This window comes from Psychrobacter sp. A3, from assembly GCF_028823565.1.
In the GTDB taxonomy this organism is placed as follows: domain Bacteria; phylum Pseudomonadota; class Gammaproteobacteria; order Pseudomonadales; family Moraxellaceae; genus Psychrobacter; species Psychrobacter celer.
On the sequence record NZ_JAPEHS010000010.1, the window covers coordinates 1 to 21,065 of the forward strand.

Annotated in this window: 17 protein-coding genes and 1 pseudogene; 5 read left to right on the forward strand and 13 right to left on the reverse strand. The window is 46.6% G+C overall.

All coding sequences use genetic code 11. The features are described from left to right. The 4 genes from NK638_RS02930 to NK638_RS02945 form a co-directional block, all read right to left on the reverse strand. The coding region (locus NK638_RS02930) for a type I restriction-modification system subunit M N-terminal domain-containing protein (RefSeq protein WP_274631907.1) at window positions 1–176 on the reverse strand (176 nt) is incomplete at its 3' end. Window positions 177–1,431: 1,255 nt separating this feature from the next. Then, window positions 1,432–1,842 carry a type II toxin-antitoxin system HicB family antitoxin gene (locus tag NK638_RS02935; RefSeq protein WP_105245849.1) on the reverse strand — a complete coding sequence of 137 codons (411 nt, stop codon included), beginning with the start codon at window positions 1,840–1,842 and terminating at the stop codon, window positions 1,432–1,434. A gap of 143 nt (window positions 1,843–1,985) precedes the next feature. Further along, a complete protein-coding gene (locus NK638_RS02940; protein WP_198332463.1) occupies window positions 1,986–2,168 on the reverse strand; it encodes a type II toxin-antitoxin system HicA family toxin in 183 nt (60 codons plus the stop codon). A gap of 118 nt (window positions 2,169–2,286) precedes the next feature. Continuing rightward, window positions 2,287–2,640 (reverse strand): hypothetical protein, encoded by a 354-nt coding sequence (locus NK638_RS02945; RefSeq protein ID WP_274631875.1) that lies wholly within the window; start codon window positions 2,638–2,640, stop codon window positions 2,287–2,289. Window positions 2,641–2,887: 247 nt separating this feature from the next. Between NK638_RS02945 and NK638_RS02950 the strand changes: the two are divergent. After that, a pseudogene (locus tag NK638_RS02950) lies at window positions 2,888–3,295 on the forward strand (IS3 family transposase); the annotation flags it as partial. A 26-nt stretch (window positions 3,296–3,321) separates the two neighbouring features. Here the strand turns inward: NK638_RS02950 and NK638_RS02955 are convergent. The 7 genes from NK638_RS02955 to NK638_RS02985 all read right to left on the reverse strand — a co-directional run bounded on the left by NK638_RS02955 (window position 3,322) and on the right by NK638_RS02985 (window position 10,396). Continuing rightward, window positions 3,322–3,669: a hypothetical protein gene (locus NK638_RS02955; RefSeq protein WP_274631876.1), complete on the reverse strand. Its 348-nt coding sequence runs from the start codon at window positions 3,667–3,669 to the stop codon at window positions 3,322–3,324. 96 nt (window positions 3,670–3,765) lie between these two features. Continuing rightward, window positions 3,766–4,653: an ABC transporter ATP-binding protein gene (locus NK638_RS02960; RefSeq protein ID WP_274631877.1), complete on the reverse strand. Its 888-nt coding sequence runs from the start codon at window positions 4,651–4,653 to the stop codon at window positions 3,766–3,768. A gap of 322 nt (window positions 4,654–4,975) precedes the next feature. Then, window positions 4,976–6,115: a M14 family metallopeptidase gene (locus tag NK638_RS02965; protein ID WP_274631878.1), complete on the reverse strand. Its 1,140-nt coding sequence runs from the start codon at window positions 6,113–6,115 to the stop codon at window positions 4,976–4,978. Between the two features lie 154 nt (window positions 6,116–6,269). Then, complete coding sequence (locus tag NK638_RS02970; protein ID WP_274631879.1) at window positions 6,270–7,154, reverse strand: ABC transporter ATP-binding protein; 885 nt, start codon at window positions 7,152–7,154, stop codon at window positions 6,270–6,272. A 15-nt stretch (window positions 7,155–7,169) separates the two neighbouring features. After that, complete coding sequence (locus tag NK638_RS02975; protein WP_274631880.1) at window positions 7,170–8,156, reverse strand: FecCD family ABC transporter permease; 987 nt, start codon at window positions 8,154–8,156, stop codon at window positions 7,170–7,172. Window positions 8,157–8,225: 69 nt separating this feature from the next. After that, window positions 8,226–9,083 (reverse strand): heme/hemin ABC transporter substrate-binding protein, encoded by an 858-nt coding sequence (locus NK638_RS02980; protein WP_274631881.1) that lies wholly within the window; start codon window positions 9,081–9,083, stop codon window positions 8,226–8,228. A 179-nt stretch (window positions 9,084–9,262) separates the two neighbouring features. Next, window positions 9,263–10,396: a ChuX/HutX family heme-like substrate-binding protein gene (locus NK638_RS02985; protein ID WP_274631882.1), complete on the reverse strand. Its 1,134-nt coding sequence runs from the start codon at window positions 10,394–10,396 to the stop codon at window positions 9,263–9,265. Window positions 10,397–10,832: 436 nt separating this feature from the next. On the opposite strand from NK638_RS02985, the gene NK638_RS02990 reads away from it, so the two are divergent. From NK638_RS02990 to NK638_RS03005, 4 genes are all read left to right on the forward strand, one after another. After that, complete coding sequence (locus NK638_RS02990; RefSeq protein ID WP_274631883.1) at window positions 10,833–13,010, forward strand: TonB-dependent receptor plug domain-containing protein; 2,178 nt, start codon at window positions 10,833–10,835, stop codon at window positions 13,008–13,010. Between the two features lie 113 nt (window positions 13,011–13,123). Further along, entirely contained in the window at window positions 13,124–14,386 is a 1,263-nt protein-coding gene (locus NK638_RS02995; protein ID WP_274631884.1) for an HmuY family protein, read from the forward strand. A 197-nt stretch (window positions 14,387–14,583) separates the two neighbouring features. After that, a complete protein-coding gene (locus NK638_RS03000; protein ID WP_274631885.1) occupies window positions 14,584–16,338 on the forward strand; it encodes a multidrug ABC transporter permease/ATP-binding protein in 1,755 nt (584 codons plus the stop codon). A 296-nt stretch (window positions 16,339–16,634) separates the two neighbouring features. Further along, window positions 16,635–18,890: a TonB-dependent siderophore receptor gene (locus tag NK638_RS03005; protein WP_274631886.1), complete on the forward strand. Its 2,256-nt coding sequence runs from the start codon at window positions 16,635–16,637 to the stop codon at window positions 18,888–18,890. 81 nt (window positions 18,891–18,971) lie between these two features. On the opposite strand, the gene NK638_RS03010 is transcribed toward NK638_RS03005, so the two are convergent. Beyond that, window positions 18,972–19,292, reverse strand: coding sequence for a rhodanese-like domain-containing protein (locus tag NK638_RS03010; protein WP_274631887.1), 321 nt, complete (start codon window positions 19,290–19,292; stop codon window positions 18,972–18,974). Window positions 19,293–19,578: 286 nt separating this feature from the next. Continuing rightward, window positions 19,579–20,985, reverse strand: a complete 1,407-nt coding sequence (gene nhaC, locus NK638_RS03015) for a Na+/H+ antiporter NhaC (protein WP_274631888.1) — start codon at window positions 20,983–20,985, stop codon at window positions 19,579–19,581. Window positions 20,986–21,065: the final 80 nt, after the last annotated feature.

A 21,065-nucleotide genomic window follows, 5' to 3' on the forward strand; every position in this document is an offset into this window, starting at 1 on the left:
ATACGCTGGTTTTCTGCAACGACAGCGGCTTTGGTCTCTTCTAGTACGCACTCTAAGCGGCGTAGTAGTGTGAATGGCAAGATGATGCGGCCGTATTGCGATTGCTTAAAGTCACCGCGTAATAGATCAGCGACAGACCAGATGAAAGCCGCTGTTTGAGAGAAATTTTTGGTCATGGGAGTATCTTTTGGTTATTGAGCAGGGATATAGGATGTAGATCGTGTTTCAGCGATGAGGTACTACCCCATTCTAGACAAAATATATCCATCATAAGGGTATTCGACATTACTCGGCAAGTCTGAATGTGAGATTTATTCGATTAGTAATATATTTCATCGTATAGAAATTCGACGTACTATGTGCGTTTAGCAATTTAACCCCATGCAAGCAAAGTGCAAGTTGCTTTTAGTATCAGCACTGGCATTGCCGAAGGTGAGGAAAAATACAGGAAACTGACGATAATCAGGAAACATTTCTTGTCAGTTTTAGAAACTGATAAAGTGGAAACAGCTATACACACAAAGGCTTGAGGACGGAAACCTAACAGCATTAGGAAACTTAATTAGGGAAATGTGGCACTAAGAAGCGAAAAGTTAAGCACCAAAAAAGGCGTTTTTGCTCTTGGTGCCAAACTCGCAAACCGATATCAGCACACCGTTATAGCGGAACCAAGCAAGCACCAAGGCACCAAGGCACCAGAAAATAATAAGACTGGCATCAACCGACACACTAGCTAGCAACCATGCTGATTAGGTTCTAGACTAGCATGATGCAGCCAAACGCATTAAAAAACGTAGCTATAAATTAGCTATATTTAGACAATCGCAATGCGCGATGCACATAAATGCATTAAAAACGCACACATTTAAGCGCCATTATTGAGCGCGTGCAGCATTCCACAATTCAACCCCATGAAAGAAAGTAGCAAGCAGTATTTTGTAGCAAGTAAGTGACTGGCGTATGTAGCCTAATAAAAATAATAATTCTATTACTGAACACATCGATCAATACTAAAAAATAATAACTTTGTCATAAGTTATATGATTAAATACTAAACTTCATCGATAGGAAACGACTCAGATAAGCGTAATTTTTGTAACTGAGCTGGTTCTACTCGCATAGATAAAAAGCAGTTTAATGGTAGTGAAATGTTGTACATATTGCTGTGCATATAATAAAAATAAAACCTTGAGTCCCTATAAATAAAGATCTATATCCTGTTGATTGAAGCGTGGTGGGCGCGCCAATCATTGTATTTAGACATCACCTCGCATTACCTCAAGCCCTTTAAACCCATGTCATACCTAGTTTTTAGTCTTTGTTAAATAATTGTCATTATCTACTAGCACCTCTACAATGTTGTTAAATAAAAGGGGCTGTTCTAAATAATTTTACTTATCTAGGACAGCCCCTTTTGTTAAATAGCCAATATCAATGTGCAAAAAAATTCTTTTCTGCCAATAATGCAATAAAATTACTTCTACTCTTATAACGTTCTTTATTGCTTGCAACTTTCTCATCAATCATATGAATCAGACGGCTTGGCAAAGTTACATTGATTTTTTCAGTTTTTCCGAGATAACGATTTACATCGACTGGCGCTAAAGCCCAAGTTACACCTTCGTACTCTGGATTATCCATATAAGCACCGATATCAGAAGGAAGTGGGATTTGTTCTCCGTCTTCTACCAAGCCTTCTAAATGCAGCTCAATAGCTTCAATCGCCATATCAACAGCATCTTGATAGTTATCAGCAGCAGAAAAGCATCCTGGTAAATCAGGTACACGGATACCATGCGCTGTATGACTATCTCCTCTCTCGATTGCGATAGGATAAAACATGGCTAGACTCCTTTATATAGGTTTTATTAATTCAACGGTATAGATTATTTCAAAACAGATTTTTTATTAGTATTTACAAGTTAGCTGTAGTCAAACGTTAGCTTCGTTTACAAACAAAGCTAACTATTGCTAAAGCCACTGGATCATTTCAATCCAGCTTGTTTGAAAATACTATTAACAGTACCTTTCGGTAGGTCTTTTTTAGGGTGTGGGACAGTAACCCTGCCCTTTTTAGTTTTATGCTTGTACTGGAAATGACTACCCTTAGTGGCGACCCAATACCATCCATCTGCTATGAGCATATCTATAAGCTCGGATGACTTAATAAAAACCTCCTATAATCAAAATTCATTTCTATTGTAATAACCATAACCCTAGGGTTATAAATTATTAAGTACAATATAACCCTAGGGTTATGATATGTCAAATTTATTCTTAAATATTTCAAAAAGGGGAAAAATCAACTACTGCGATGACCTCGCCAGCCACCGCAACCTTGACGTCCATGTTCTGAGTTGATGGTAGGTTAACCGCAATCTCTGGCACAACTTGCCACGGCACAAGCCGTGATAATGTAGGAACAAGCTCTGACAGCTCGCAGATATTTACCACTGCATCAAATTTAATACGAATACAACTGGTCAAAAACCTATCCGTACGCGCGGTATCAGTCAGATATGAGAGATATTTGTGCGCTAAGGACTTAGAAGACCAAAGCCTCACAATTTTATTTTGTTTGGGGTATAGCATATCAAGAACAAACTGCAAAAATCTCAGCCCGCGCTTACCAATTGGCATAGATAATCCACATCAGTGTATCAGATAGCCCGTCATCATCACGCCTGAATACCACCAGACCGTTTAGCTTAATAAAGCACTCTACGACCGACTGACGACCCTGGCACGGCACGCTATAGTTAAATATGGTTGAAAATACCATTGAGCGCATTAAGAGAATACATAAGCTACTCAAACAAAATGACACTGATTTTAAACGCTACACAGGCATTCATAAAGCCACCTTTTGTGACATGCTTAATGCTGTTACGGTACTCGTAAGGTCTGGCAGCAGATGAAAGCGGACGAGCTACAGGTTGCTCGGTGTACTATAGAGCGTTTAATGAAGAGATAACTGATAGAAACAACCCTAAAAATATGATTCATCACAGTGATCGAGGGGTTCAGTAATTATCCATTCGTTACACTGAAAAGATGACTGACTCCGGCGTGATTGCTTCTGTCGGTACCACAGCTAATTCATATGACAAAGCATTGGCTGAATGATAAATCTGAGGTGATCTAGCAGGACGTGAACGATGTTTAATTGGCAACTCTTTAATGGGTAGACTGGTTCAACAAAATACGACTGCATAGTACGATTGGTTGTGTGCTACCCTTTGAGTTTGAAAAGCATTATTATGATAATTTAACCCTGTCAGGCATTGCTGCCTGACTCAAGTAAATCACTCTCCGATATAGTCAGGGCGATTCAGTCACCGTAGGCAACAACATGGGCAATAAGGCGGCAACCTTGATGACCTTTTTAAAGCCCTTTGGTAAATTGGTCCAATGCACGGTATAAGCTAAGATAAAAGCGAGCACGGTGGCACTCAGCGCACTTATCGTCGCCACAAAAAAGCTATTAAGCATTACTTGCTGAAAGCCATCACTACTTGCGATGGCGGTATAATTGTCCAAGCCGATACCATCGCTGACATTTAGTGACAGCGCCAGCATCTTACCTAAGGGTACAAATAAAAAAACGATGAATAAAATCGTCACAAATAGCCAAATGGCTTTTGCTTGGGGTGGGTTACTTAGCTTCATAAACGTCCAAAACAATCAAATGGTCAGGTTTTTACTAAATGACATCTATCGTCAGTCTCTCAGTCACCAATACAGTTACTACAGACTTTTATCAGCTTAGCCTTTTACCGCGTTTTTTGACTGTTGCTTATCATGAGCGGTGAGAGTATGAGAGTCTGTAGGACGGGAGCTAATATCAGCCTCATGGTGGCCATAGTTTTGAGTTTGCGTGTATTTGCTCAGCGGGTCGGTTTCAGAGAGACCATCAGCAAATAAGCTTAAGATATTGCGGCGTTTGATATTGAGCTGATTAAGAATGAAGTTGGTGCCAAAATCATTGGCAGGGTTGTGTATGATTTCAGCGGGCTGAGCGAACTGCGCCACCTTGCCTTCTGATAGCAGTAGGATACGATCCGATAACGTCATCGCCTCTTCGGGGTCATGGGTGACGATCAAGGTAGTCAGCTGATAGCGCACGGCAATCTCACGAATGCGCGCTTTGACGGTTTCCTTAATTACTCCATCTAGTGCCGATAACGGCTCGTCTAATAACAGTATCTTTGGCTTCATCACCAATGTACGTGCCAGCGCGACACGCTGCTTTTGACCACCAGATAACTGATGAATACGCTTATTTAGATGGGCTTTGATGTCGAGCAAGTCGACCAGTTCATCGACTTCTTGTTGTGTGCTCATATTCGGATTGTTACGCAGACCATATTCGATATTTTGTTTGACACTCAGGTTGGGAAATAACGCATAGTCCTGAAAGACGATATTAAAGCCTCTTTGCCTCATGGAGACGCGAGTAATGTCCTCGCCGTTATAGGCGATGCGGCCGCCATTGATGTCGGTCAACCCCAAAATCATATGCAATAAAGTGGTCTTACCACAGCCAGATGGCCCTAAGATGGACACTATCTCACCCTTATTTATCCTGAGTGAAAGATCCTCAAATATTACCTTGTCCTCATATTTTTTTGTCACTTGTCTTAGCTCTAACATATCCACTCACCTAGTCGCTTACTGTCTATTTAATCGTCATTTATTAAACTACTTGTCTTGTGTAGCTCAGCAGTGTATCGGTCAGTTATGACACTTCGATGAAAAAGCCTTGATAATAATCTCGATAAGGGCAGTATTTACCGCTTTATCATTGTTCTCTTTTTTTTGACAAAAAAAATAGCGCCCTTGTAGGCGCTATTTTTAGATAGTAATAACAAGAGATATTGAAGGCTCAAACAGTATCGGTGGCTAGATTTTTAAAACTAGCGTAAATCATCGACGACTGCCAACATCGCAACCAACGATGCCTAGATTTTTAAAACTAGCGTAAATCATCGACGACTGCCAACATCGCAACCAACGATGCCTCACCCAGTCTCATAGAACGCTCAGGCGACCAGCCTGTCACTGCATCAGGGCTATTATCATTGTCTTTAAAAGGCATCTCCAACGTATTGGCCAGACAATCGAAATGCTCGGCTGCCCAATTGGTAGCGACGGTCATATTTGCGGTGCCTGGTGCGTCGATCTCATAGCCATATTCAGACTGAAAATCTGCACAAGCAAGCTTTAACACCTCTGAGAATCTATCACGCAAATGTGCCAGACGATCATTATAGCTTGGCGTGCCCTGTGAGCCGGCTAAAAACACATATGGCAACGCTTCATCGCCGTGCACATCATAAAAGAGGTCAACGCCAGTCTCCTCCATCTTATTGATTACATAAAAGACCTCAGGGCTTTTGTCCAAGCTTGGGTTAGACCATTCACGGTTTAAGTTGGTACCAGCAGCATTGGTCCGTAGATGTCCACGCACACTACCATCGGGGTTCATATTTGGCACGATATAGACATCGGCTTTTTCTAATAGCTGCTTGGTAGTGGCATTATCGCTGTCTAGCAACGCATATATCAACCCCTCAACCAACCACTCTGCCATCGTCTCGCCGGGATGCTGGCGAGCGGTAATCCAAATGCTGCGTTTATGCGTTTCACTACTGCCATCACCATTACCGATTTTTACTAACGTCAAATCACGCTTATCAAGGGTCTCGCCCAGATGCTCCAACGCTACCAATGGGTGCGTTTGGACAGCCGCCAGCAGGTCTTGATGACGCTCATAACTGTATGGGGCAAAATAGGCAATTTGAATACTGTCATATTCCAAGTCTGCCACTATAGTCAACTTGCCGTCTTTATAAGTGGTAGGCAGACGGAACCAATACTCCCGATCATACGAAGCAACTGCTTGGTAGTTTTCCCACCCTGCAACGTATGACGCCTCCCCTGCGTTGACGATATTTAAAGTGTACTGCTCACCTGCCTGACCTGTTAGGCGAAAATTAAACCACTGAAAAAATTCGCCCCCCTCGTCTGGTCGAATCGCCAGTTGAATGTCGTTTTTATTTTGTGTATTGATAATATCGATATTACCTGCATCGAAATTTGCCGTGATATGCATAATTTATCCTTTATAAGTTTTATGATATTTATCGCTTACTGCTGAACGGCAAGTTTTGAGACGCCTCAAAACCCTGCAGGCCAAAGCAGGGTTTTAAGGCGTCCATCATCAGTTAATGATTATCGGTCTTTATTGACCATGACTATCTGCCAAATCATACAAACACCATCCCATCTTCGGTCTGATGTGCCTTGATATCGACATCATAGGCAGCGCTGAGTCGTTGACGGGTCATTACCTCAGTAGGCGTGCCTTGGGCAATAACTCTCCCACCGTTTAGTAGTACCACCTCATCGGTATAACGATAGGCATGGGTCAAGTCATGCAGCACTACCAAGATACTTTTGCGCTGCTCATGTACCAGGGTGTGTAAATAATGCAATAAAAAACGCTGATGGCGAATGTCAAGATGGTTGGTCGGCTCATCAAACATCATGATTTTGGTGTCTTGCATCAGCGCCCGCACGATAGCCAAGCGCTGCTTTTCCCCGCCTGACAAGGTTTGCACACGGGCATCGGTTAGATTTGACAGCTCAAAATCTTGCAGCAAGGTTTGCGCGCGATCAACATGGTGACGATTTGGCCGCTGATACCAAGCAAGGTTTGGCGAGACGCCCAATAGCGCATAATCAAGCACCGTAAGCGGCAGCTCAAAACGCTCATGTTGCCCAACCCAAGCGATATGACCATCACGCATCATCTCATCGATAGGCTGGCCTTGAGCCGTGATATACCCCTGTGTTTTTAACGCCACCCCAGTATGCTGACCCAATACTGTATGCAATAATGTGCTTTTACCTGCACCATTGGGCCCGATAAAGGCGACGAGCTTTTGGCTTGGCACGGTTAGCTTATCTATTTTTAGCAGCACTTTGTCGCCATGCGAGATATGAATATCTTGCATCGACAACAGCTCGCTTGCTTTCTCATGACTTGTATTATTATTTTGACTCGGTTGCCCTGTTTGCATTGACCGTACTGGCCACACGGGTTTTGCTGCCGCAGCGCTGCGTCCACTTTGAAAAAATGAATCAAGCATAGTTACTCCTATCAATTAACGGCGGCTACTGCGCACAAATAGCCAAATAAAGAAGGGGCCACCAAGCAGCGCTAAAACGATGCCAACAGGCACATCCACTGGATAAGCGACATGCCGCGCTGTGCCATCAATGAGCAGCAATAATATCGCCCCAAGCCAGCCCGACCAAATCATCAGCCGCATACGCCCGCCACCAAACAAAATAGCCAGTAGGTTGGGCACCATCATGCCAATAAAGCCGATGACGCCGGCTAAGGATACCGCCGCTCCTGTCAATAATGCCGAGGCAATCACCACCAGACAGCGCACCACTCCCACTTTGATACCCAAGGACTTAGCAGCGGCCTCCCCTAGCATCAACCCATCTAACTGCCGACCTAAGGGTAATAAGATAGCCAGCCCCAAGATCATAGAAATCATCGCATAGCGCAGCGGCACAAACCCTGCCTCCGCCATACTGCCCGACAGCCAATTGGTCGCCGAGCGCAGCACCATATCATCAGACATAAATAAAATCAGACTGACCACGGCCGCACAAAACGCACTGATCACAAACCCTAATATCAGCAGACCCATCTGCCCGCCGCCCAAAAACCGATGACAAGCGAGAATAAACAAACACACTAATACGCTTCCGCTAAAAGCGGCAAGCGGTATGCCAACGCCGCCAAACCCCAACGCCAATACCAGCACCACCCCAAGCGCTGCCCCACCTGACGTACCGATTAGGCTCGGATCGGCTAATGGGTTTTCAAACAATGCCTGCAGCGCCGCCCCGCTCACAGACAACGCCATACCAACCAGCAATGCCGTCACCACGCGCGGATAGCGCAGCTGCCAGATAGTATCGTCAAGATGATTGGGGCTTGACCAGTCGCCAAAGCCAATACCAAGGGCCAGCCAAATCAGTAGCAGTGATATGGCCGCCGCCACCAGATAATAAAGGCTGTGCTTGTATTTACTTGATAATACAGAGGTCGGTGCTGTTAGTGTATTTGCCATGGAAAGTATCGTTTTATGTAGATAAAAACTCAGTGAGTATACTTGCTTGATTTAGATTGTTTACTTAGGCTATTTTGCGAGTGCATTTAGCTTTTTTAGCACTTCAGGCGACTGTAAGCCATAACGCAAAAAATCATCGGCTGGCCAAAAATGGACGCCGCCATTTTTACCTGCTGTACTGGCAGCAACCTCAGGACGCTTACTAAATTGACTGACACCGCCAACGACCGCCTCATTATGCTCGGCAATGATAATCACATCAGGCTTGGCGGCCAGCCAGCCTTCTCTCGACAAGGGTTTTAGCCCCGATACGTTGGCGGCATTGATTCCGCCCGCACGGCGAATCAGCTCATCGCCTACTGTGCCCTTGCCAGCGACAATACGGCCATCGTAACTTAGCAGATAGCGCTTACCGGTTTTTGCCATAGGACTCATCCCTGCCTGCCAACGCTTGGCGAGCTGCGACCCGGCAGCTTTTTTATCGACATAACTGCCGATGGACTTGATACTGCTGGCAAAGGTGCTGACCTCTTCTTTGGGTGCGACATTGACGGCTTTGACTTTTAGTCCATTTAGGCGCTGATAGATACTCGCCGGCTGTACCATATAGCTGCCGAGCACCAAGTCAGGCTTGACTGCCAACACCGACTCGGCGGTGATATTACGGTGCATGCCCACAGCGGGCACGCTCTTTAGCGCCGGATTTTTATTGGTAGCATCTTTACCCACCAGCTTATCGGTCGCTCCTAGCGCCACGACCACATCGGCGACATCGGGACTCATGGCGACGATACGCTCATAAGCTTGAGCAGAAAGCGACGGCACGGCCAATATACTAAGGATGGCAGCCGTACTGATAGCACCACGGGTATGTTTTTTATTGATAACTGAGTGCGTGGGTGTTGTTTTTGATAAGGCAGAAAGCATACGTATTCCTAATTTACTAACGTAAAAAATGACCCTATATATAGCCAACTCAAAACAAAATGCTTATAAATTTATACCAGTTGCACGTTCATATGAGCGTCTCGATTTTATTTTGAACTGACTATATTTATAAGCCATTAATGTTAAATAATTATCCAAAATTGATTTTTATGATTGATTTATGCGCTCTCTACTTCAGCCATGACTGCTGGTGCTGACGCTTCTGTATAGCCATGTTCGTCGACAACATTAGCAACTATTTGCTGCCATTCAGCCAGCTCAGGTGTGCCTTCGAGTCGTTGACCAAACACGCTAAAGACACTCGACCCTTTATTATCAAAGCCCTCAATACAAGTCACGATGCCGTCTTTGGTAGGGCGCCTCACGCACCATACTTGCGCCAAAGCTTTGTCTTTGAGATGCAGGGTAAAGTCATTGTGGTCTTTGTCTAAAATATTAAACCAATCCCCCATGCGTTTAAGCGTCTGCACCGTACCCGTTTGAATTTGCACAAGTCCGCTATTACCGACAAATATCATAATCGGGCATTTGGCATCACGGGCCTGCGTAAATACCGCTTCGACAGCGCTAACCTCAAGCTGCTGCGTCATCTGCTCTGGCGCTTGACGGTAGCTGCTGGCACGGTCGATATCGAGATTTTTTAATAATGAATGAAACTGATGCACATCTGTCATTGCCTGCCAGCCTTGTTGGAGCTGCGTGCGTGCGCCTTCATCCAGCGCCTTGTAACGCCAGTCACTTAGCGGCGCTTGTACCTCTAACGTCAGCGTCTCCGTATTTACCGTCTGCTGCTGCGCCGCAATCAGCGCTTGCCAGCTGGCGATATTCTCATCACTTAATTCGCGCAGATAGACTTTATCAATCGCCGCTCCCTGACCGTTATAAAACTGAATGCTATAAGACGGTTTGCCTGTGCGACTGGTATCGGTGACCGCCAGCATATGCTGCCACTGCCACATAAAAAACCGTAAATCCAAACCACCAACATTGAGCGCCAATCCCATCTTTTCGCCGAGTTTTAAATTGTGATACGGCGCGGTTTTTTCATGTACGGCCAGATCGTTTCTGACGATACTCTCAACACTGCCAAAGCGTGCAAACTGCTGTAATACCGTTTTGCACTGATCTCCGATGTACTGACTGTAAGGCGATGCGAGCATCAGCTCAAACTCGCTGACCCCCAATGCCGCCGCCCCTTCTGTCGGAAACAGCATCGGCGTGTTTGCTTTTAGTGCTTGGTACTGTTGCCACAGCTCGGTATTTTTTGTGATTAAAGATAACGGTTGACTCATGAGGGTCTCCATAAAAAAAATAATAAAAAGCCAATCAGCTCGCTATATACGCGCAAAGAGATGTACAGCAAAGAGATAAATGACTGAATAATAATCGCCGCCTTTGGCCAAATCTATCTCATTAAATCAAGCAAAATGGCAGCGCTCCATGTTTGTGCTTATCGTTTTTGTCAGGCGGTATTGAACGGGAATGATTATGGCAACAATTTTTTAGTTTGTAAATAGAAATAATTATCATTTACTTGTTGATAATTATTATCGTTTGAAATATGATGTCTGGGCTTTGTTACTCGCATTGAGTTTTTAAGTAACAGAACCTTGAAGGATTAAATCACCGCTAACCGCTTATTTTGTTGTTTTGATAAATAACTTTAATAAAACAGAGCGTCAAACCTCTCTGTTTTTTGCTTTCTCTTTTACGAAGGTTGTTTTGTTTATGTCGATGTCCCCGCTTCGCTCTTATTTACCAGATACCCGCTTCTCTACTCGTTTACCACAGTGGCGACAGCGTGATTTGGTCACTAGCATCGCCTTGGCGTTATTTGCGTTGGCCCCTGTCAGCGTCCAAGCAGCAGACTTTGTGGACGACACTCCTGAGCTTACCGATGATTCTGCCCTACCAAGCGTCCGTCTCGACCCTATCGTGGTGACCGCCACACGCTCAGAGCGTGCCTTAAGCGATGCGCCAGTTGCGATGCAAGTACTGAGCCGCCAAACGCTCGATGACAACCACGCCCATACCTTAAAAGAAGCACTGGCGCTGTTGCCCAATGTTTACTTGCGCGAAGTCCATGGCAAGACAGGCTATGAAGTCAGTATGCAAGGCTTCACCGGCGATCAGGTATTGGTGCTCATCGATGGCTTACCGATTACCGCCAGTACGGGCTCGACGGTGAACTTAAATCAATACATGAATATGGATATCGAGCAAATAGAAGTGGTACAAGGAGCGGCGTCAGCGCAGTTTGGCAGTGCAGCCATGGGCGGGGTGATTAATATCATCACCAAACCTATCGGTGCAGCGACAGGACATATCACCACCGAGATTGCCAGTAATGGTGAACAAAACCCATCAGGTAAAGAAATAGACGCCAACAAACGCTATGTCGAAGCCAGCGTAGAAGGCGCTTTAGATAAAGACCAGCGTTTTCAGGCGCGCCTATCAGGCTCATATCTAGACAATGATGGCTTGAGCTTGGATCATAAAGCGTGGCCCAGACTCAAAGACGCCAGCGAGCAGTCACAAATCAGCGCACGCCTAAGCTATCGCCCTGATGGCAAAGGCATGTCAAACGATAGCAATAGTAGCGACGATAGCCGCATGGTCAAAAACGCTCAATATTGGCTAGAGGCCAGTCACTATAAAGAAGATGACGTCAGCCGCTTTAATTACTATGTGGCACCGCGCTATTTGGCGCAGCAGCGAGATGAGCACATCAGCAAACAGCGCTTTAGTGTCGGTGCGCGTGCTGATATCACGCCGCATGCAGACGATCGTAGCAAGACCTATCGGCTGTCCGCTCAAGCGCTGCATGAGGACTATCAAAGTGAGTCTAATACCAAAACCCAGCAGACCATTACCAGCGCCCGTGACACCGACATCAGTACCACGCTAGCGCAGGCACAGCTCGACCTACCTGAGTTGGTGCTATCCGGCGATCACATTCATCTTATTCAGGTCGGCGGGCAGCTTCAACAAGACAAGCTGAGCCAAACGAAAAACCAAGTCAGCGAGCTGATCAGCGATGAGGTCAGCCGTGACGTCGGTGAGCTGTATATACAAGACGACTGGCTAATCGGTGAGAACTGGGAGGTACTGAGCGGGATTCGCTACCAAAACGATGAAGACTTTGGTGGCCATACGGCGCCAAAAGTATCGCTCAAATACAACCATTTGGACGCCAGCGGCCGCGAGCATATCTTGCGCGGCAGTATTGGCGGCGGTTATCGCGTGCCCAATCTAAAAGAGCGCTACTACGTCTTTGATCATAGCAATTTGGGCTATAAAGTGATGGGCAACCCAAACTTGCAGCCGGAGACCTCAACCAGTTACCAAATCGGCTACCAAGGTCAGCTGAGCGATACACTCAACCTCACTGTCAATGGTTTTTATAATGACGTTGACGACCTTATCCAAACCGATGAAGACAATGCGACCTTTGATGGCAATATCGCTGTTTATAAATATATGAACGTCGATAGCGCCAAAACCTACGGCGGCGATATCGGTATCGACTGGCAAGTGGACGAGCGCGCCAAACTACAAGCCAGCTATGCATATCTCAAGACCCACAACAATGTCACCGATACCGAGCTGACCTATAAGCCCAATCACAAGGCCATGCTGGCACTTGACTATCAAATCAACGACAAGCTACAGCTGATCCCGCGCCTCAACTACGAATCCAAACAGCTCGTCAGCACCAGCGCACAGACGTACTCGCCGTCTTGGTGGACGCTCGATAGCAAGCTCAATTATGACATGACGGCAAACCTGAGCCTATACGCGGCGATTAATAATATCTTCGATGTACAGCGGGATGTCACCGATGCCAGTGACTATCGCCCGATCGACAATCGTGAATGGTTACTGGGTGCCAGCTATCACTGGTAAGCCCTTGCCCGCACTTATATTAAAGCAACTTTTTTAAAACAATTGTTTAAAAAACTCTGTCTATAGCGCTGTTTTTATCTTTAGCCAAAACAACAACCATCAAGGAGCCTGACATGACCAAACCCACCCTAGCAATGAGCACCAAGCCGACCAAATTGGCACTACTTTTTAGCAGCAGCCTATTAGCCCTTAGCATGACCGGCTGCGGTGGCGGCAGTGATGGCTCGAGTAGTGGCAATAACGGAAATAGCGATAATGATGGCAGCACACCGCCTGCCAGCAGTGCCAGCTTTAGCGAAACCGCCACATGGCAAGTCACCAACCTAGCACCTGATAGTGCCACTTGTTATGACTTTGATGCCCAAGCTGAAAGCTCATGTGACGGCGATACGTGGGATATTAAGTTTGAAAACCAAGCACGTTCGGTCAAGCTTTGGTCCAATAGTGGCGACTCTGGCGCAGGCATGGGCGGGGTTTTTGGCTTGATCGATTGGTCTGATCTGAGCCGTTATACCAATGCCACCCTTGACCCTGATACAGGCCGTGACATCAGCCTGCACTATAACGAAGACCGCAGCGGCGGGGTGTTTACTGCCAAGCCTTGGTTTGAGTACAACTTACAAGGCAATCATCAGCTATATCCCAACAACCGCGTCTATATGGTCACCACAGACAGTAGTAGCGCCATGACAGACAGCAGCGTCCAGCAGCCGATCTATGCCTTGCAAATCACCAACTACTACAATGATGCTGGAAAATCTGGCTACCCAACCATTCGCTGGATTGATACGGCGCTACCAAACAAGGTACAGACCCAAACCATCAACGCCACCAGCAATGATGATTGGGTATATGTCGACCTAAAAACAGGCCAAAGCAGCACGGACAAAGACAGCACTTGGCAGATCGGCTTTAAGCGTAATGATGTGATTTTAAATGGTGGAGATTCGGGCAGTGGTAAGATTGGCGGTTATCTTGCCGCCACACCAGCAGGATATTATGACGCAAAAGACGAGCCTATTGTCAGTCAATTTATCACCGATGGTAGTGCAGCGACCTTAGCCGACCTCACCAGCACCGCAGACTACGACAAGCCACTAAGCGCCAGAAGCTGGGTTATTGACAGTAAAGGCTCGGATCTCAACCCTGCGTATACTGGCAACTTCCCGAATTTGGATTTTGGCTGGTACACCTACAATGGCATGACCCATCAGCTAAATGCCAAACCACTTGATAGTGCTCAAGGCGCCCTTATCAGATCTGCTGAAGGCAACAGCTATGCGCGTGTGCGTTTGGATAAGATCAATTATCCTGATAGCACGGCGACGACGGCGACCTCGTGGGAGTTTAAACTAGACATTCAGCCGGCTTCTTAGGCTGTGTTTTTTCACCCAGTCGCAGAGCAAGGACAAGGAATCGATATAAAAAGCTATTTTTTATAGCTTCTACTTGTCATAGCTTTTATTTATATAGCCTGTATTTGTTTTTTATCAGCGTTCAGCCTTATAAGCATCTATAGGGCGAACGCCAAGCTTCTTTAAAACCCTCAAAAACGTATATTTATTGAGTCTTTATGTCCCCTCGCCCTGCCGCTTCTTTGTATCATATGGTATGGGCGCACTATCGCCTGCCGTTTTTAAAAGTTGTTTTATTAAACCTGCTCAATGCCGCCGTCAGCGTCGGTATCATTGCGTATATCAATCACACCTTTATCAGCCAGTCTGTCTTTAGTGCTTTATCATGGCAGAGCTTGGGGCAGTTTTCACTATTGGTGCTGCTATTGCTAACGACCACGTTTTTAGCACAATATGCCCTCACACGCTTGGGTCATCGATTTGTCTATGAGCTACGGACAAAACTGGTCAAACAAATCATCGACACCGCCGTGCCGCAGATAGATAATCTAGGGAGCGCGCGCTTACTTGCCAGCCTATCCTCTGACATTCAGTCTATCACCACCGCGTTTGTACGCATGCCAGAGCTGGTACAAGGCGTGATTTTATCGGTAGGTGTCGGGCTGTATCTGGGCTGGCTGTCGCTGCCATTGTTATTGATTGTCATGTTCTGGATTGTGATGACGATTTGGATCAGTACTATTTTGGTCAAGCACGTCTATACGCATCTGACAGAGCTACGCGAGATCAATGATAATTTATACCAAGATTATCAGTCCATCATAGAAGGGCGTAAAGAGCTGGCGCTCAACCAACACCGCGCCCAAAGACTGTATAACGACGACTTTTTGCGGCACGCCAAGGCCTATGAACAGACCGTGACCAAGTCTGACACCTTTCATTTATCGGCAGTAAACTGGTCCAATATCATGATGTTTGCCGCGATTGGTATCATCTTTGCTGTCGCAAGCTCTCTGGGCATCTCCATGGCTGTGGCCACGACGTTTTCTTTGACGATTTTATTTATGCAGTCCCCGCTCCTACATGCTGTCGGCGCTTATCCCACGCTACAAACTGCCCAAGTGGCGTTAGAAAAAATACAGGCGTTGGCACTTGCTGATTATCAGCCGGATTTTCAAACAGACAGCGCGGCGACAAACTGGCAAACCATCTGTTTTCAGGATATCTGTTATCGCTACCCACACAACACCGATAGCCAAAATGTGACAGCTGTCGACAGCGAGCATGCCGATGATATCTTACAGTCTGTCACGCTAACCTTGCAACGTGGCGATGTGGTGTTTTTGATAGGGGCAAATGGTAGCGGTAAGTCTACGCTGGCCAAGATCATCACGGGGATTTTTGCCCCAACGACGGGCACCGTAACAGTCGATGGAAAGCTCATTCATTCTCAAAACAGCGATTCACAAAGTAGCGACTTACAAACTAACAACTTACAAAGTAGCGCCGATTATCGCCAGCTGTTTTCGGCGATTTTTAGCGATCAGCATCTGTTTACGCAGCTCATCGGCCCTAAAGGACAAGCGCCTGATCGAGTACTGACGGATACATGGCTGCATCAGCTCAATCTGCAAGACAAAGTGAGCATCACTGACGACACCCTCTCTACCGATAAGCTGTCACAAGGCCAACGAAAACGACTGGCCATGCTCATCACTGTCGCCGAACAAAAAGACATCCTCCTCCTCGATGAATGGGCCGCAGACCAAGACCCTGCCTTTCGCCGTGTGTTTTATCAAACACTGATACCTAAGCTCAAAGCCATGGGCAAAACCTTGTTTATCATTAGTCACGACGACAGCTATTTTGAGCATGCCGATCGATTGCTACTGATGAAAGCAGGCCGACTGATAGAGCTAAACGCTGAAGAACGGCAGCGTGCCAGCATCGACGCCATTGCGATGCTCAAATAAATGACGCGCGCTTGGCACGATACGCACTACTCGCAGTGGTCGATACTTCTATAGTCAATCCGATATAAAAACGATATGGCGAGATGAAGTGTCGTTTTACGCAGCATCGAGCAGCGCAGGTACAGCACGCAAGAAAACCAACGCTTTATCGAGCAATTTAGATTTGACTATACGGAGTCCTTGAATGCAATTTTTTAGTGATAACAATTATCATTAATGTTATTATTCTTATTGTTGTAAGTATTGTTACAACTTTGTACCCAAAAGCCAACCATTTCAGTTCAAAAGGACATCAGATGCGGTCTCATTTACCCCCTCTATCTATCCGAACCATCCGAAAAAAACACCTGACATTGGCCGTACAGATCGGCCTATTAATGGGTATCAGTCATATCGCAGCCGCGCAATCGATTGCGGCCAAGACAATCGACAACTCAGGCAGTGCTGAGTCGTCTACAGGCGAAGAAGTCATCAGCAAAAGCGAAACGACCACGGCTGCGACCTCGATCGCCCCATCGACCACGTTAGAGGCCATTACTGTCTATGCCGATGGCTATCGCAGCACCGGTACCAAGACCGCCTTAGACCCTGAAGATGCGCCCATGAGCTATACCCGCATCGATCAGGAGCTGTTACAAAAGCGCCAAGCAGATAGTGTCAACGCTGCTTTGCGTTATGAGCCAGGCATAAGCTCGGAGAGCCGCGGCACAGTCTCTATCTTTGATGAGTATAATATCCGCGGTTTTAAGACCTACTCAAACTTTTATGACGGCCTCAGACTGCCCTATGATGGCGCGTGGAATCTGATGCCACAAGTCGATGTCTATGCGACTGAAGCGGTCGAGGTGGTCAAAGGTCCCGCCTCTTCGCTCTACGGTTATGCTGCACCAGGTGGTATGGTCAACCAGATCGCCAAAACCCCAAAGAGCACGCAAGAAACCGAAGTGCAGCTGCGACTTGGCAATCAAAACTTAAAAGAGGTAGCGGTCGATACGACAGGACCAGTCAACGATGCGCTGAACTACCGTCTAGTGGCGCTCAAACGTCAAAAAGACGGTCAAATGCAGACCACCGAAGAAGAGCGATTACTGATTAATCCATCGCTTGAGTGGCAGGCGACTGACGATGTCTCTGTGCTTGCTAATCTGTTTTATCAAGATGATCCAGAAATGGTACCATCCACCCCACTACCCGCTGTCGGTACGGTCTACAACGCCAGCTATGGCAAATTAGACAGCGACGCCTATGCAGGAGATCAATGGAATCATTTTAGTAAAGAAGTACTGATGCCAAGCATTACGGTAAACTGGGATATCAGTGACAATCTCACCTTTAAGCACATCTTACGCTACACCGATGCCGAAGCTGAGCAGCGCAATATGTATAATAGTGGCGGGTTGGTCGATAATAGCGATAAGATCTTAAACCGCGTGGCGTATACCACTGATGAGCGCATGAAAAACTGGACCACAGACAACCAGCTGGCTTATCAATTCGACACTGAAAATACCTCACATAATCTATTGTTCGGTATTGAGTATCAAGAAACTGACAGTAGCGCGACTTACTATGATGCGGGCGCAGCGGGTACGCCAAACCTTGACCTATCTAATCCAGACTTCTCACAAATAAATACGGCTACGCTGCCACTAGATGCCTATCGTCAAGACGAAGACATCGAGCAAAGCCAGCTTGGGCTCTATGTACAAGATGAGATGCAGTGGCAAGACTTGACCGTGATTGCTGGCTTGCGTCACGATAAGTTTGAGAGTATCACTGAGCAGACCAAAGCCGCACAAGGCGCGGTGTACGATGCACAAACGATCGATAATGATGCCTCAAAAACCAGTGGTCGTCTGGCGGCCATTTATGATTTGGATAATGGTTTATCGCCTTATGCCAGCTATTCGCAGTCGTTTCAGCCTGTCGTTGGTAGCAACTTTATTACCAATGAAGCGTTTAAACCCACCACCGCCGACCAGCTAGAAGCGGGTATCAAATATCTGTCCTCAGATCGCGCGACCAAAGGCACGCTCGCTGTCTTTGATATCACGCAAAAAAACGTCGTGGTCGCAGACGAAATCAACTATAGAAGCCAAACTCAGACCGGTGAGATTGAGTCAAAAGGCTTTGAGATATCAGGCAGTCATATGCTCAATGACTGGGTGGATGTTGCGGCAAGCTATAGCTATACCGACGCTGAGATTACAAAAGATGAATTCAACCCTGATGTGGTCGGCAATACCCCAGCGCAAACAGCTAAGTACAAAGCCACGCTGTGGGCCGACTACTACGCCACAGATAAGCTTACACTGAATGCAGGCATACGCTACGAAGACGGCATGCAGCTTGATAAACAAAACTCGGATGAGCTACCAAGCGTGACCTTGGTCGATATCGGTGGCAATTATCAAATCAGTCCGATGCTGGCTGTCGGCGCGAGCATCAATAACTTGTTTGATAAAACCTATGTCGGTGCCTGTTACGATATCAACAACTGCTGGATGGGGCCTGAGCGTCAAATGTCTGTCAGTTTGCAGGCAACATTTTAAGCGTTAATCAAAAAGGCTGGTGCTTTGGTGGAGACTGACCAGAGCACCAATGCTTTATAACTGGCCTGATGACATGCCTTATCACTCAGCAAGATATTTGGCATGGCGCCACGCTTCTATCCCGCCCAGATAGATGTCGAGATTATCAAAGCATTGACTCGCCAGCCAGCCTGTAGCGACTGTGGCTCGTGCGCCGCTAGCACACATCAACGTATAGTGACGATGCTTATCAAGTACCTGCCAGCGCTCATTGAGATGGCCGACATAGATGTGCTCTGAGCCTTCGATCGCATCGGCGGCGCGCTCATCAGCGTCTCGAACGTCGAGGAGCACCCAGTTTTTTTGGTCGATATCCGTATCATTATCATTCAGACGTTTGTTGACCTCATGGGTGTCAATCATCGGTATCTACTGCAGACGCTCGCCTTGCTTGGCTGCAGCGACCACACCCACATAGCCGCCCACCACATCATAAAGCGCCACCCGCGCCACTCCTCAATATACAACAACATATATTAATATAGCCATTATCTGCTTTGGTGCTAAACGATGGGTAGCGCCGCCCTACTGTGAAAACTTTATTGATAAGAATAAATTGATAAAACCTTGCTGATCAAAACAACATGCGTAAAAAATCGGCCTGCAAGCAGACCGATTGGGGCATCATTTTTATGTTTTTTATGAAGAGCTATGCAGACGGTTTGGCGCTAGGAGCATCTACGCGGCTGATGGTAATACCGGTAAAACCGAATATCAATGTCAAGAGTAGTGACAAATAGCAGAAAAACGCATAAGGCAAATAATCCAGTACAGGAACGCCTAACGCCTGACTAATAAATACCCCGCATACACTCCATGGTACCAGTGGATTGATGACCGTACCTGCATCCTCAATGGTGCGTGATAGGTTTTTGGGATGCAGGTTCAAGCGCTCAAAGGTCGGGCGAAACGCTGTTCCTGATAGTAGAATACTCAAATACTGCTCCCCGATCAGCACATTGATACTAAGCGCGGACATCGCCGCGGCAAAGATTGCGCGCCCTGCGGTGGTCAAGCTGCCTTTAATCCCTGATAGCAATGCTGGCAAAATACCCAATGCCGTCAGCAAGCCACCCAGACTGAGCGCCAGCACCACGATTGCTTGGGTAAAAAACATGCTTTGTACACCGCCGCGCGATATCATCCCTGCCACTTCGCCCAGCTCTAGCGACTCAGCTGGCGTATAGCCTGCAAACAAATAGCCACCCAATTGCCCGATACTGGGTGAGCTATGAAAATAGGTCACGATAAGGGCGACAAAAATAGTACAGATGATGGTATAAATGGCGTTGACGCGAAACACTGCCAACCCTACCAACACGACAAAAGGCAGTACCGCATAGTTTTGTACCAAGCCGCTGTCTATCAGCTGGTTTTGTAGTACAGTCACTTGACTTAAGTCCGAGCTCACCGTCTGCCCCGAAAAAAACCAAAACAATATCACGGTCAGCATCCATGCAGGGATGGTGGTATACATCATATTGCGAATATGGGCAAACAGATCAATCCCCACCACAGATGAGGCGATGGTACAAGTATCGGACAGCGGCGACATCTTATCACCAAAAAACGCACCCGACACCACCGCACCTGCAGCGATAGCGACGTTGGCATCAAACGCATGGCTCATGCCGATAAATGCCACCCCAAGAGTCGCAGCGGTCGTCAAGCTACTGCCTAAGGCCACGCCGATAATAGAGGTCAGTACAAATGCTGAAATATAGTAATACTCAGGCGATATCAGCTGAAAACCAAAATACATCAGCGTCGGAATGGCACCAGACATCATCAAGGCGGCGACCATCAGACCGATAAAAAAGAATAAATATATCGCGCCAATACCGCGCATCACGCCAGAGGCCATCTGCGCTTGCATGTCATCGAAGCTGAGGCCTCGAAACAAACCGATGGCCAGTAGGACACAGATAGCGAGTATCAATGAGAGATGAGGCACCCAGCCAAAGCCGATCATGGTGACGCCCATGATAGCGATGACGATGGCAGAGATCATAAATGCCAGTTGAGAAGAGATTTGAGTGAGTATTTTTGGTGGCATCACACATCCTTAGATTGCCAGTGGATTTGGCGTTAGGGTTGGCTTTGGTGTGGCAAGTTTAATCAGTTGCTCTGATTATT

Bases quoted from the DNA above. Each gene is read 5' to 3' on its own strand.
- NK638_RS02935 (WP_105245849.1), bottom strand. From the start codon at position 1,842: ATGTTTTATCCTATCGCAATCGAGAGAGGAGATAGTCATACAGCGCAT.
- NK638_RS02945 (WP_274631875.1), bottom strand. From the start codon at position 2,640: ATGCCAATTGGTAAGCGCGGGCTGAGATTTTTGCAGTTTGTTCTTGAT.
- NK638_RS02955 (WP_274631876.1), bottom strand. From the start codon at position 3,669: ATGAAGCTAAGTAACCCACCCCAAGCAAAAGCCATTTGGCTATTTGTG.
- NK638_RS02960 (WP_274631877.1), bottom strand. From the start codon at position 4,653: ATGTTAGAGCTAAGACAAGTGACAAAAAAATATGAGGACAAGGTAATA.
- NK638_RS02965 (WP_274631878.1), bottom strand. From the start codon at position 6,115: ATGCATATCACGGCAAATTTCGATGCAGGTAATATCGATATTATCAAT.
- NK638_RS02970 (WP_274631879.1), bottom strand. From the start codon at position 7,154: ATGCTTGATTCATTTTTTCAAAGTGGACGCAGCGCTGCGGCAGCAAAA.
- NK638_RS02975 (WP_274631880.1), bottom strand. From the start codon at position 8,156: ATGGCAAATACACTAACAGCACCGACCTCTGTATTATCAAGTAAATAC.
- NK638_RS02980 (WP_274631881.1), bottom strand. From the start codon at position 9,083: ATGCTTTCTGCCTTATCAAAAACAACACCCACGCACTCAGTTATCAAT.
- NK638_RS02985 (WP_274631882.1), bottom strand. From the start codon at position 10,396: ATGAGTCAACCGTTATCTTTAATCACAAAAAATACCGAGCTGTGGCAA.
- NK638_RS02990 (WP_274631883.1), top strand. From the start codon at position 10,833: ATGTCGATGTCCCCGCTTCGCTCTTATTTACCAGATACCCGCTTCTCT.
- NK638_RS02995 (WP_274631884.1), top strand. From the start codon at position 13,124: ATGACCAAACCCACCCTAGCAATGAGCACCAAGCCGACCAAATTGGCA.
- NK638_RS03000 (WP_274631885.1), top strand. From the start codon at position 14,584: ATGTCCCCTCGCCCTGCCGCTTCTTTGTATCATATGGTATGGGCGCAC.
- NK638_RS03005 (WP_274631886.1), top strand. From the start codon at position 16,635: ATGCGGTCTCATTTACCCCCTCTATCTATCCGAACCATCCGAAAAAAA.
- NK638_RS03010 (WP_274631887.1), bottom strand. From the start codon at position 19,292: ATGATTGACACCCATGAGGTCAACAAACGTCTGAATGATAATGATACG.
- nhaC (WP_274631888.1), bottom strand. From the start codon at position 20,985: ATGCCACCAAAAATACTCACTCAAATCTCTTCTCAACTGGCATTTATG.